Genomic DNA, 13196 nt, shown 5'->3' on the forward strand with positions numbered 1-13196 from the left:
ACTCGTATGTATCCGAATTTTTTATTATCCATTTATTTACTCCTCGTTTGGGATTTCTATCTTTTATTCTATCAAAAACGTTCGTAAAAGTATGTATGAAATTGAGGACGTTCGAAAATTATTTCTATAGTTTTACGAACTATAGAAATGACTAATTACTAGCATTTTAAAAAAGTTCGTAAAAGTGTACTTTTACGAACTAAGGTGTTAATTTTATTTTTATCTATGTTCATTAAAGGAGGTTATATAAAAAAAGCGCCTCCAAGCTTAATGGGTTCCGTTTCCTATCGCCAAACTATAATTCACACCTGATTGCACAAGCAAAATGTGTTGAATTTTGTTCACAAAAATAAAATGGATCAGTTCGGTGAACTGATCCATTTCTTATGTTTATTTTAAACTAAAGCACCCGTTAGTTTAATAAGGAAATTGTTAGAACTATAACATTGTTCTTTTAAATACGCATACCTAGTCTCAAAAACGCAAATTGCTTAAGTTATAATACAATTAACTTTTTTGTGAAAACCAGTTTAGAGTTGTTTTATTATCGCAAATGGTCGCTTCCCAATTCATCCTTCTTATAATTTCAGAGATATTATCATCTTTTGTTAAGAATAACGTGGTATAGGCATCATATTCACTTATAAAGGCAAACTCGAGTTTATCATCCATGAGCATAAATTCCGCTGGTGTTAAATCAGACATCTCTTCTAATTTTATTTCCTCTATTTTTAACCTTCCTTTTTCGCCTTCAAGCGGTGCAGAGTATAATACAAAATCAGCTCCTTTGGATCCAAGTACATTCACGATATCATTCAGTAAAAAAACCGAAATTTTGTCTTCCCGCGGATAATAAAAATCGGAATTAAAGCATGTGCGAAGTTGATTCGTTAAATCAGGTCTCTTATCTCGATGATCGTGTACTGCTATTCCGACCTCTTGCAAGGTTAAGTCGCTTTGCTGACTGATTTGATTCCACGAAACTGGTTTACCAATGTTTAATATTTCTTCGTCGCTTGGGTAGATGTGTTGAAAAGGTCTTTCCCGTTTCCTTTTTTCCCACCCATCAGGCATTTGGACAAATGGATGAAGCAGAAAAGCTGCTGATTTAAAGTGATTCGATATTTGGCTTAAAATAGGTGAAACATCTAACTGTATATATTCCAGCATGTAAATTCTCCTTTAAAATGTTTTTTGTTCAACTAACCTGCCTCGTTAGTTGAACAAGGTTTAAATTATCCCTGACGTAATATCTTTTGAAACATTCTCGGTTGATGTTTTTCAAAACCTTTTATCAATTCTTTTCCAAAAATAGTGATGGTCTCTTCCCAAGGGTGTCCTAAAAATCCCCATTCAAAATTCTTTTGAATAAAAAAGTAATAATCACCGTTAGGAAAAACAGGTACAATCCATTCATCAAACTCACTTTTCTGAAACTCCAAACGGGGGTTTATCCAATAACCTGGATGCTGCCAATCTACCGCATACATATATTCATTCTTCTGTGTGAGTTCTTGAAAAACAAGCAATGACTTATCCTCTAGGTCATTATAAATCTCATTATAAGTACCTGAATCTCCGGACCAATTTATATATGGGGATATATCATATGTGATAAATGGATTTGGAACTTCAAAAGATGGGAAGTTTGATATGCTTGGTTCAAAATTAAATTCATCATATATCCTATCCCATACCTCTTTATATTCTAATGCGGATAATTCAATCCAATTTTCCATTTGAATAGCCACCTTTACGATGCTTTTATTGGGGTTATTATATCATTTCTTGTTCAACTAAACTGCCCCGTTAGTTGAATAAGAAACTGGATGATCATTCTGCAAATCATCGATTCGACCGCTGAACCTACTGTCAATGTAAAAAAACTCAGGAGTTAATGGACGCCCCATATTTACAGTGTTTTCTGAGGGTTAACTCTTTCATTAATGTTCAAGAACTCGTTCAACAATCTAAGTTCAGTAACCTATAGGAAACTAAGTATAGGTGCACGATAAATGTTTAATTAATTTTGGGGATGAAATTTTTTTTTTTTGGCAAACTAAGAAAAAAGAAAATTGGAAGTGACTTAATGAAAAAGTTGAAAATATTCCTTTTATCAATTCTCTTACTTACAACCTTGCCCCCTATCAATACTTTTGCTACAACATTGGAAAAGTTACCATTGTCCGTATCCTCCGAACAATGGAGTGTGGTAATTGGTGAACCTGAAAATGACAAATCAAAAGCCGGTGTATACAATGTTTACAGTATGGAAGTCAAAAATATTGGTGATGAAAATATAAACTTAGTTAGTGTTGAAGCCTATAGAGATGAACCAAAGTCGCCTACAGAGTTTGAACTTTTTACATTTACTGCAGACTTGAACATGCAACCATATTTTCAACATACTAACTTTCCTATATCTGTTGAGGCATCAAAGTTGAAAGTTACTATTACTTGGACAGGAAAAAGCGACAACAGGAAATATAGGGAAACATTCATATTCAATCAGTAATCTTTTTTATGAGAGGAATCAATAATCTTCCTCTCTTTTTTGATACATATTTTTGGTCTATTGAGTGTGTACAAAGATATAACCCAAAATTCGTGTTATATCTTCAAATCATCAAGCAGTCGGTGACCCTTCGGCTGTTTTTTTATGTCTAAAATAATAAAACACCGCCCCCTAAAATCGATTCATCTTTAGTCGTCCTTTAGAATGATCATATTGAACCCCTTCAGACAACGTAAGAAGCCACCATCAAATTAATGACGGTGGCTTTCCCTTTTTGGAATCATGTTAAGCGATTAGTTAGAATCTTCTAGTTGCATTATGCCAAAGGATGTTCCAAGGGCAATATTAGTCTACGCAATACATTCATTCATTATTCTAACAGGTTGTTGATGGTGCTCCCCTTATAAACCGTTTCACTCTAATTCATCTTGGATATACTTTTAATGATGTTCTATACAAAGTTCGAATTGAAGATTATATAACACTGTGAATTCTTCAGTTCGGATTTTTTTGTGAAAAGTCATACTGACACCTGCAGAATAGGTTGACATAACACCCGGATGAGGAAGTATTCGACTTCATTACTCAATAAGAAAAGCTACCCTTTAAAGGCGGTCGGTTGGTTAACTAACGCACCTGTTAGCTTTCCAATTAAAACTCCCCTGGATAGTCGAGAAGTAATTTTTCATTCAAATCTTTTTGAACCATTTTATTAATAAATAATTCTTCTTCAAAAAGCATTTTATAGCCAGCCAGTGATTTGTCCGAATTTATTTTCTGATATGCTTCAACGAACTTATCTATTCTTTGTGCAAAAAAATGTTCGGCGCTCATTTCATCTCTAGCTGTCTCAATGCTGACCAACGCTTTTTTAGAATTACCGACTAATAGATAGCTTTCTGACAATGCAAGTAAATCGTTTGTTCTAAATCCATTATCGTCTCTTGAAATTTTGATTTCTATTAATGATATTGCTTTCTCGTATAAACCTTGGTCCATATAAATTGTTTTTAGATGCTCATCTGCCATTTCAATATCATATTTAAGACCATTTTCTTTAATTTCTTTTAAAATTACTTCAGCCTGTTCATATCTTTTAGTATTGATTGCTTCAAACGCCAAAATAAACTGTTCGTCTACCTTCTCTCTGTCTTCTATCAAATCACTTATAAATGTCTCTTGAAATTCAGCCGAATTTTTTCGAGTCACTGCTTCAAGATTTTGATAAAATTCATTGATTGTATCGGACAGCATTAGTTCTGGAATGATTTTCATACCGTGATCATTGACAAGGAATTGTACGGCTAAAAAACTTTGAATATACGCATCATAATTTTCATTCCTAGACTGATAAAAGGTATTATTCGAATCTAGTAAATGGAAATCGATTACTTCAACTGATTCTAAATCAATCCCATAACTCTCTGTGTGTCCTAAAAGTTCTGAGACCCCCTCTTGAAACCATAAAGGAATTCTTGATAGTGGTAGGTTTTGTTTTTCTGAAAATTGATCTATTCGATAATGAGTATACTCGTGAAGTAGGACGTTTTCCCAATTATCATCATTCGACCGCAGGTGAAGAGTTTGATTAATCGCATTATAATAGCCTCCAACATCCTCCAAAGTAGAGCTTAGTGAGGCAGAACCGTTATGGACTTCGATTTGTAGTTGATCTGTATCAACATTTCCAAAAAGGGTATCAAACGAAGCTGTTTCTTCTTTAATCAGCAAATCGAATTTCTCGATATTTTCCTCATTACCTGAAGTAAATAGATAAGTAATTCCACTTTTCTCTTCTTTCAATAAATTTTTCTGTGTGGGTGCTTGGAATACTGAACTTGCAAGAAACCTTGTTTTTGCCTCTAGACCTAAATTAGACTTTTCTAAACCGTGCTCAATCGTTGCATTAACGAAGGCAGCTAAACCAATAAATAAAGTTAGGCAAATCGAAAATATCATTAAGCCAATTACTTGGGTTCGGTTACGAAGTTTTATAAAGTTTAGATTTCCTTTGACTACTCCAAAGATACTAAAACAAAATATAACGAAACATAGAAAAATAAAAAGAACGGCGACGAGGGCTCCAGATTTCATTCCAAGACTGAAAATAACCATAAAACTAACAATAGATAAAGTTATAAAGATTATTAGAAATAACGATAGTTTTATAAATATTTTCATTAGTGCCTCCTTTGAAATGTGTTACAAGTTTTATATGTAAAGAGTTTAGTAAATCGGAGTAATTATGTACTCTAACACTATGCTAAAAAGCATTTTGACTTTCCCATAAATTATTTTGACATTTTGTTGCTAGTCATTTCTAAGTATAACTAACTTTTCTAAAATTTGTAATTCTTTGTTATTCTGTAAAGAACCATCCAAAGGATTACAAATTCATCCGATTCAACGCCCATTCTCTCTAGGAAGGTGGTTGTATGGTCCATGCACAGGAGGTTGACATAACACCACAATTAGGAAGTAATAATCACCTTCGATTTGAAATTAAAGAGAACATTAAAAAATGGATGAAATAGTGTGCTTTTACGAACTGTTATATTTCAATAGAGACGATATCTAACTGTTAATTAAAAATAATCTGTATAATTAAGGTGAGAAAAGAAACGCAAGAGAAAGCCAAAGAAAAAAGAACGAAGGGGAGATGAAATGTTCAATCAAAAAAGAATTAGAGATTATGGAGTAGAAATCGGTCGATTAGAAAGTGGTTCACATAACGCTATCACAGATATAGAAGGAGTAACAGTCGGACATGTGACGCTTAGCGATAAAAATATGCAGACAGGAGTCACAGCCATTTTGCCACATCAGGGCAATATCTTTAAAGAAAAACTGATTGCTTCAAGTCATGTGATCAACGGTTTCGGAAAAACGATGGGTACTATTCAAATGATGGAATTAGGTACTTTAGAGACACCTATTCTTTTAACAAACACATTGAGTGTCGGATTAACTGCAGATACATTAATTGATTACATGCTAGAAAAAAATCCTGAAATTGGACGCACAACTGGAACGGTGAATCCCGTAGTCGGTGAATGCAATGACATGTTTTTAAATGATGTAAGGGCAAAGTTTGTGAAGCCGCAACATGTTCTTCAAGCACTTGAAAATACTTCGTCTGAATTCGAAGAAGGAACAGTTGGTGCAGGAACTGGAATGCTTTGTTATTCACTAAAAGGAGGAATTGGTTCTGCTTCTCGACTAATGGAAATGGATCATGGAAAATACACTATCGGGGTTTTGGTGTTGTCGAATTTCGGTATTTTAAGCGATTTGTTGGTTAAGGGCAAAGCTGTTGGTCAAGAATTGAAGGAAGCAATCCTCGAATCTTATAAAGAAGAGGATAAAGGGTCCATCATGATTATCGTTGCAACCGACCTTCCAGTGTCTGAGAGGCAATTGAATCGGATAATAAAAAGGTCCGTGACAGGGTTATCTAGAACGGGTTCAATCATTACAAATGGAAGTGGCGAGGTCATCATAGGATTCTCAACAGCCACTAGGATTCCGCATGAAAAACCAGAACATTGTATGGCAATCCCTCAAATTCATGAAGAAGATATGGATTTGGCTTTTAGAGCTGTGGGAGAAGCGACGGAAGAAGCAGTATTGAATTCACTAGTGACGGCAGAAGCTGTGATTGGACGAGATGGGAATGAAAGACCAGCTTTTAAGGATTTAATTCAGAAGTTTGGTATTTTGCTTAAGTGAATATAACAAACTTGCAGTTAAAACTTAATTTGAACCAAATGACTTCAAAACAGTGAACTTTATTGTGTTTACAAGAGCGCTTAGGAGAGAATCAGTTTACATATGACCAATTATCGGAAGCTGTAATAGACAAATGAAGAAACCCAGCAATCTTGTGTAAGAAGATTGCTGGGTTTCTTCATTTTATATGTAAAATAGTGCTTAAAATCATGCATTCATTTCTTAAAGTAAAACTAACCCTATTTTACTTGTAACATAAGAAGAAAATATAGAGGTCAATGAACATAGATTAATTGTCAGAGTTTTGTTACACACAATAGATTAAATACTATATCTTTAATATCCAGTAGTGTCGTGTTCAGAAATGGACGAGTTTTAGAATTAACCTCTTGCTGCCAGCAAATAAAGTGGAAGTACACATTAATATTGCGTAAACAGGAATTTTCTTAGTATCCATGTTACCACCATGTTCATTCATCAAATCCCCAAAGTCTTTTTGATTTAATAAGTCATTTGGATTCCTAATGATAAATAGTTTGGGTGATTTCGGAAGGATATATTTTAAAAATACTTTTAAGCAACTATAAAAACATTTTTAAATGACTTATTTATATAGATAAATTAGTTTATTTATTGAATGTTTTATGTGACTATAAAAACTTGAACTTAATCTTCTTGAATTTCGTTGTCGTGGGATCGTTAAGAAAAGAACAGGAACTTACAAACCGTTTATGCTGCTACTTTTATGTACTTTATAAAAGTTGCCACATTTACGGATTGTTGTTATCGGACTTTTTAGATTCAAGCGAGATACTTAGAATTGCGTTCTTTGCGACCTTACTAATTCTTAGTAGACCTTTAGGCAACCCCGAACTGGCAATTGTTCTAGTAATTGAACTTAAATTTATAAAATCAAAAAGAATAATGCTTCAGAAAGCCATTTAAAGAGAGTTAGTGAGGGATTATGCATGAAACTGTGTAGAAACGTCTTTAAATCGCTTCTACGGACACGGCTTTTCACTAAAAGCAGGTTTTTACAATTTAATATTAGGAAAAAGAAAAAACCGACTAGGGATTTTTCTCCTGGTCGATTTTGTTCACTTTATTATGTTCAATTTGGTCTATCCTTCTAACTGAATTCCTACAATATCGTCAAAATTATACCGTGACGTGTCAAAAGGATCTTCTACATCGATATAACGTTTCATCAAGTTCACTTCTTCAATAGTACCTTTACGATATTTAAACTCGCCGTTCATCCAAAACCTAAGAGTGACTTCGCTTTTAGAGGTTACGGCTCGTTGTATTTCATCTTGAATATACTCCATGTCGTATTGATTCAATTGCGGACGGTCAACCTTATCATAGTTTGCTTCATCTGTTCTAAGTTCAGCTACATGCTCAGGTAACATCATCGCCGTCCATTTTTTATTTCCTCGATCTTTTAATTTTGCTGATTTGTAATTTACCGCAAAACGTCTTTCGAATTCCTCTTTGCTCATCATCACGTCAACCCCTCCGATTAGAACATTCGCTCCCATTGTATACGAACATACGTTTTCATTCAATGGGAATTATTTGCTGTATGGGTGAAACCGTTCAGTGATTTTTTATTCTAATAAAGTCTAAATTATGCTTTAGTCTTCAACTAACCTGCCCCGTTAGTTGAACAAGAAACTGGATGATTACTCTGCAAATTATCGATTCGACCGCTGAACCTACTGTCAATGTAACAAAACTTAGGAGTTAATGAACACCCTATATTTACAGTGTTTCGTGAGGGTTAACTCTTTCATTAATGTTCAAGAACTCGTTCAACAATCTAAGTTCAGTAACCTATGACACTAAGTATAGGTACACGATTAAAATATAGGCCATAAGAGAAAGTAGGGAAGCCATTCTCATGGCTTCCCCCTTATCAAACCGCACGTGCCCTATTTAGGCATACGGCTTACCAATATGTTACAACGAGTTTCTAGTGTGATGCATTCCAGGCATTTTGCATCTTTTGAAGGCGGAGAGGTGAAAAATACTCTTCACCTTTAGTTTTGGCACGGAATTTGGCTAATTCATATTTTCGTTTTGCCTTGATTTTCTTTTTCTGTGCGAAGTCCTCTAGTGTTGTACCGTTTGCTTTGTTGAGATACAACCAGAGACATGGTATGAGCTTAATAGCGATGAAGATTCATTATTCCATTTATATCGCATCTTGTATTCCTTGTTTTGACTAGGGTGTTTGTGCATGAAAGCGACTCGCAACCTTTTACGTATATATCCATCTAGACTCTCTAAAATCCTTCGGATTTTCCTCGTCACACAATGACTTTTCTGACCAAGTTCCATGTTCTCTTTGATTGCGTCTATTACGAGGACATAGTAGTTTATTTTCCCTCTAATAATAGGATTGACTCGGTTTACCCATTCAACTTTATCCAACGTTAATTTCTTAGGTGTCTTCTTCTTGATTTTCAATCGGAAATCTTTGATTGATTCTTCTTTTGGTACCACGAAAAATACAGGTTTCCCTTTCTTATCAATGGACCAATGTTGGAACGTAAAGCCTAGAAAATCAAAGTCGTCTTTCTTGAAGTTGACTACTTTCGTTTTGCCTTCCGCAATTTCTAAACCTAATTCTTTTAACTTTGCTTTGGTAATCGCAATCGCTTTTTGGATTTCTTCTTTGCTCTTGGCGAATATAAGAAAGTCATCTGCGTATCGGACAAAACGAAGTCCATTCAAATCAAGTTCCCAGTCCAATTCATTGAGATAAGTATTGGCGAGTAGAGGTGAGATGACTCCACCTTGCGGTGTACCTGATTCAATATCAAGTACTTTTCCATCCTCCATGTATCCAACTTTTAGGAATTGTTCAATCAGACCAAGGGCTGTTCTGTCTGAAATATATTTCTTTAATATTCTCATCAGACTTTTATGTGGAATATTATCAAAGAATCCTTTTATATCTGCGTCGTAGATATAATTATATCCCGATTCAATATTCCAAAGGATAATTTGTAATGCTCTTTTCACCCCTCGGTTTGGCCGGTAGCCGACTGACCAATTATGAAACAAAGTATCCTCAAGTTTTGGTTGTAGGATGTTTACAAGGCTTTGTTGGACTATACGGTCTTCAATCGTGGGAATCCCAAGAGGTCTCATCTTTCCATCTTTCTTCGGAATATAAACACGTCTAACTGGACTTGGCTTGTACTCTTTATTTCGGAGTCTTCCAAGTAAATCAAAGATGTTTTCTTCTAGGTTCGATTCATAACTCTCAATCGTTTCGCCATCGATTCCGCCAGCACCTTTATTGGCTTTTACTTCTTTGAAACTCGCCGTCAGTTTTCGATCAAACAACAGTTGACCGTAAACGCTGTGTAGTTTCATCCTCCACTCTAGACTCATTGCCTATTTCACACCTTTCCGTTTGTACATCCAAATAGTGTTACCGCAGTAGCTTTCTTGTTCACATTACAATTGTTCTAGTGCAAAACCATAAGGTGGTTCCCCTTCCGTTCATTCCGTGTTTAGTCACGGAGCTACTTCCGTACTATGAGAACCTCTGACTTCTCCATTCATTCATCATCATTTCGGTACAACCTTATAGAATAGAACCCTACCTGATAGGTAAAATGGAGACCTCACGGGGTCATTATAAGTACCTTTTGAACATACCCTGCATCTCCACCAATAAAGCTACCATTTCTCGCTCTGACTTCTAAAGAAATGGTCTCTAAGTGGACTTCCTCACTTTTCGAAGAGTCGTCAACTTTACCGGCCGCCACATGCTTCACGTTTTCACATTAGGGTCTGCCCATTCATCTACGGGTCTCTCGATTTTCCGCATCTCCTTCAGACATAGCCTCACAGCTATGCCCTAGATTAGATTACTCAAGCTAGGTCAGTCTCCTTGAGGATGGACTTTCACCATCAGGTATGAGTCTTCTTTCTGTATATCCCAATCGTTTCACCTAAGTGACGTCTTCAGTAACAGATGAAAAAGACAAAAGACACGAATCAAAACCAAGATTCGCATCTCTTATAACTGCCCGTCGCACAAAAAGCCGCCTTGTAAAGGCAGCCGGTTGTTCAGCTAAAGCACCCGTTAGGGGAAAACGTGGTTTTCTAAAAAGTTTTAAACGTAGCATCCAGAAAAAAAATTAAGAATACGATTATAGCCACAATAGCAAACTCTTTTTTATCTATTTTTTGATCTTCTCTGTATTGTTGTTTAATCCTCCTGTATTTTCCCTGTAACTTTTTTTGTATATGTTTTTTATCTTTTGACATCAAAATAGACTCTTTTCCATTTTCAATCGTCTCCTTTGAATTTTTATTGATATTCCTTTCATTCTATACCTTGTTAATAAAAACCTTCTTCAACTAACCTGCCCCTTTAGTTGAAAAAGGTTTTATAAATGCTAAATTCAAGAGAGTATTGTGCTATAAAACAAATACAGTATTATCCTCAACTTTCACAGGCTCCATATTAGTTGCAAAATATTCTCTATGACCTTCATCATTTACTCTATTAGGCGGTTTCACTTTCTCAAAATATTCCTTTTCGTTCATTCCTCTCTGTAATAATTTAGAATAAAAAGTATCTAGTTTTTTATCGTCGATGAAGACTTGCCCATCTTTTATTTCAACAGTTTCACCTGGTAACCCAACTACTCTCGAAATGTAATACTCGGGCATATTGAAAGCAGGATTTGTTTCTATCGTAAAGTCAGGCGATTTAAAGTAGATTACATCGCCACGTTTTACACCCTTGTAATCAAGTTCCACAACTAAACGGGGATGAGCCAATGTTTCATAATCGTGATTACCTCTATCCATATTGTCAAAATCCCATTCTAACAACAGCGATTTTTCGCCAGGTTCTACCAAGTCGACTTCTGATTTTGTTTTGTTGTCAGTAATCGTTTCCATTTCATTCGAAGCAACATCGGATGAACAAGCAGTTAATAATAGCGCAATTCCAATCAGTAAATATTTTTTCAATTACACCATCTCCTCCACTTATATTATACCAGTAATATCCATTTAGTCCTTGAAATAATAGAATTTTCTGTGAACAAAAAACAACTTAAGAATTACTCAATTTCAAAACAAAAATATTGTTTCAATCGTGAATTTGGTTGTATGATCCATACACGGTAGGTTGACATAACACTACAATTAGGAAGTATTCGACTTCATAACTCAATAAGAAACATACTAAGATTAGTAGTGCAGACCAAGGCATTGGTTAGCACTACTATTTTTTATATAGTAGAGGTGAAGAATAGGTCGTGGCAGCCTTGGGGTCTTGAATCCGAATAAGAAACCGACCTACTTCACCATCCTTATTTGAATCAGGTTTGAGTATGTTGGATCCATCGAGATCGTGTATAAGAAATGGGAATCGATAAGGCGAAGGTGAGGACTTCAAAACAAGCAAGGAGGATTAATATGAAACACGTCATCGCATTTGATATCAGTATGGGAAAAAGCTATATGGTCGTTTATAACGGGTTGAAGAAGTGTGAGTTGGAGAAAGAAATTGAGCACAATCGGTCCGAGTTCATCGAACTCAAAGTTTTAATCAATAACTTAATGGACGGATATGGTGAGCAGCCTCACATCGTATTTGAAGCTACAGGTGTTTATTCTAGGCCTCTGGAACGTTTTATGAAAGAGAACAACTACAGGTATTGCCTTTTAAATCCCTTGGAAGCAAAGCTCCAATGCGATTCTTTACGCATGCATAAAACGGATCGTAGTGATGCACATCAATTAGCACTCACACACTTTACCAATGAAAGACGGATTGAAACAGAATCGGCTGATGTCTATAGACAGTTGAAACGATTGTCTAGGCTTTACAGTGAATTGGACGATGAATTGAGTGTCGCTCGTAGCAGGATGCATAAGGTCATTCAGGAAACCTTTCCTGAGCTCGAGAAGATATTCACAACCAAATCCGAGCTATTCCTGAACGTAGTACAACTATATCCGCATCCAGATCTTGTCTTAAATCAATCAAAGACGGTCATTAAAAATCGGATACTTGCCAATACAAATAAACGATTGTCCGTTAAAAAGGCGGAGGAAAAGGCAGTTGAACTACTCGAGGCCGCAAAACAGTCTTATCCAGCCGCCTCTTCAACTGATGTACTGTGTGATCAGGTTATCTTGTATGCGAAACGATTCCAGGAACTCATTCATCAGAAAGAACAGTGTATCAACAGGATGGAGTCGTTGGTTGAGGAATTAGAAGAGTATAAAGTACTTCGTAGTATTCCCGCAATCGGAGCTAACACAGCCGTTCGATTAATCGCGGAAATTGGGGACATCCGTCGTTTCGACAACAACAAACAACTGAATGCTTATGCAGGAATTGATATCAGGCGTCACCAATCAGGGAAGTTTTTAGCACGGGATAAGATTAATAAACGTGGAAATAAGCACCTACGTAAAATCTTGTATCTAAACGTTCAGAACATGATTAAACAACGGCGATTCGGTGAAAATCACATCGTTGAATATTACGATAAATTAAAAAAGCAACCTTACAACAAATGTCATAAGGTTGCCTCCATCGCATGTGTAAACAAGTTATTGAAGACGGTCTTCTTTCTTGTCACACATAATCAAAACTACGACAACAGGTTAGCCCCCTAGTACAGTCGTAGCAACAGTTTAACATATTCAAGCCTTGTGAAAAAACGAAAAGCCATAAGGCTTATTTGGTATGGTCTAGTAATTTAAAGTATTAAACCACTTGAAATAATATCTTTGAAAGTATGGAAAAAGGTATTTAAGGTACTTGACTAATCGTAAGAAAAAGCCGCCTTGTAAAGGCAGTTGGTTATTCAACTAAAGCACCCGTTGGTTAAAATAGAATTCTTTTTATTTTTGAACATTAGATGTATTCTTTTCACTTTTCGTTTCTGAGTAGGGCATTTTT

General features: G+C 35.6%; 11 protein-coding genes. 3 read left to right on the forward strand and 8 right to left on the reverse strand.

The features are described from left to right. Positions 1 to 507 precede the first annotated feature (507 nt). Entirely contained in the window at positions 508 to 1170 is a 663-nt protein-coding gene (locus C8K15_RS19030; protein ID WP_108587989.1) for a DUF2711 family protein, read from the reverse strand. A 65-nt stretch (positions 1171 to 1235) separates the two neighbouring features. Beyond that, the gene (locus C8K15_RS19035; protein ID WP_108587990.1) at positions 1236 to 1739 is read right to left on the reverse strand and encodes a DUF2716 domain-containing protein; all 504 of its coding nucleotides are present in this window, start codon (positions 1737 to 1739) and stop codon (positions 1236 to 1238) included. A gap of 350 nt (positions 1740 to 2089) precedes the next feature. Between C8K15_RS19035 and C8K15_RS19040 the strand changes: the two genes are divergently transcribed. After that, positions 2090 to 2515: a hypothetical protein gene (locus C8K15_RS19040; RefSeq protein WP_146173681.1), complete on the forward strand. Its 426-nt coding sequence runs from the start codon at positions 2090 to 2092 to the stop codon at positions 2513 to 2515. Positions 2516 to 3166: 651 nt separating this feature from the next. Here the strand turns inward: C8K15_RS19040 and C8K15_RS19045 are convergent. Continuing rightward, positions 3167 to 4696: a hypothetical protein gene (locus tag C8K15_RS19045; protein WP_108587992.1), complete on the reverse strand. Its 1530-nt coding sequence runs from the start codon at positions 4694 to 4696 to the stop codon at positions 3167 to 3169. A gap of 483 nt (positions 4697 to 5179) precedes the next feature. Here C8K15_RS19045 and C8K15_RS19050 point away from each other — a divergent pair, with 483 nt between their 5' ends. After that, positions 5180 to 6244, forward strand: a complete 1065-nt coding sequence (locus C8K15_RS19050; RefSeq protein ID WP_108587993.1) for a DmpA family aminopeptidase — start codon at positions 5180 to 5182, stop codon at positions 6242 to 6244. 1121 nt (positions 6245 to 7365) lie between these two features. Here C8K15_RS19050 and C8K15_RS19055 read toward each other — a convergent pair. The 5 genes from C8K15_RS19055 to C8K15_RS19065 all read right to left on the reverse strand — a co-directional run bounded on the left by C8K15_RS19055 (position 7366) and on the right by C8K15_RS19065 (position 11248). Then, positions 7366 to 7785 carry a YolD-like family protein gene (locus tag C8K15_RS19055; RefSeq protein ID WP_108587994.1) on the reverse strand — a complete coding sequence of 140 codons (420 nt, stop codon included), beginning with the start codon at positions 7783 to 7785 and terminating at the stop codon, positions 7366 to 7368. Between the two features lie 574 nt (positions 7786 to 8359). After that, the gene (gene ltrA, locus C8K15_RS19060; protein WP_199224144.1) at positions 8360 to 9631 is read right to left on the reverse strand and encodes a group II intron reverse transcriptase/maturase; all 1272 of its coding nucleotides are present in this window, start codon (positions 9629 to 9631) and stop codon (positions 8360 to 8362) included. Positions 9632 to 9885: 254 nt separating this feature from the next. Then, a complete protein-coding gene (locus tag C8K15_RS21015) occupies positions 9886 to 10038 on the reverse strand; it encodes a hypothetical protein (RefSeq protein WP_233260575.1) in 153 nt (50 codons plus the stop codon). A 331-nt stretch (positions 10039 to 10369) separates the two neighbouring features. Next, on the reverse strand, positions 10370 to 10534 hold the full coding sequence (locus C8K15_RS20460) for a hypothetical protein (protein WP_158268361.1): 165 nt from the start codon (positions 10532 to 10534) through the stop codon (positions 10370 to 10372). A gap of 153 nt (positions 10535 to 10687) precedes the next feature. Further along, positions 10688 to 11248: a S26 family signal peptidase gene (locus C8K15_RS19065; RefSeq protein ID WP_199224145.1), complete on the reverse strand. Its 561-nt coding sequence runs from the start codon at positions 11246 to 11248 to the stop codon at positions 10688 to 10690. A gap of 450 nt (positions 11249 to 11698) precedes the next feature. Here C8K15_RS19065 and C8K15_RS19075 point away from each other — a divergent pair, with 450 nt between their 5' ends. Then, positions 11699 to 12910, forward strand: a complete 1212-nt coding sequence (locus tag C8K15_RS19075; protein ID WP_108587995.1) for an IS110 family RNA-guided transposase — start codon at positions 11699 to 11701, stop codon at positions 12908 to 12910. Positions 12911 to 13196 lie beyond the last annotated feature (286 nt).

It is taken from the genome of Paenisporosarcina sp. OV554 (genome assembly GCF_003058165.1).
GTDB lineage: Bacteria > Bacillota > Bacilli > Bacillales_A > Planococcaceae > Paenisporosarcina.

Coding starts and splice junctions, on each gene's coding strand:
- C8K15_RS19030 (WP_108587989.1), bottom strand. CDS start 1,170: ATGCTGGAATATATACAGTTAGATGTTTCACCTATTTTAAGCCAAATA.
- C8K15_RS19035 (WP_108587990.1), bottom strand. CDS start 1,739: ATGGAAAATTGGATTGAATTATCCGCATTAGAATATAAAGAGGTATGG.
- C8K15_RS19040 (WP_146173681.1), top strand. CDS start 2,090: ATGAAAAAGTTGAAAATATTCCTTTTATCAATTCTCTTACTTACAACC.
- C8K15_RS19045 (WP_108587992.1), bottom strand. CDS start 4,696: ATGAAAATATTTATAAAACTATCGTTATTTCTAATAATCTTTATAACT.
- C8K15_RS19050 (WP_108587993.1), top strand. CDS start 5,180: ATGTTCAATCAAAAAAGAATTAGAGATTATGGAGTAGAAATCGGTCGA.
- C8K15_RS19055 (WP_108587994.1), bottom strand. CDS start 7,785: ATGGGAGCGAATGTTCTAATCGGAGGGGTTGACGTGATGATGAGCAAA.
- ltrA (WP_199224144.1), bottom strand. CDS start 9,631: ATGAAACTACACAGCGTTTACGGTCAACTGTTGTTTGATCGAAAACTG.
- C8K15_RS20460 (WP_158268361.1), bottom strand. CDS start 10,534: ATGTCAAAAGATAAAAAACATATACAAAAAAAGTTACAGGGAAAATAC.
- C8K15_RS19075 (WP_108587995.1), top strand. CDS start 11,699: ATGAAACACGTCATCGCATTTGATATCAGTATGGGAAAAAGCTATATG.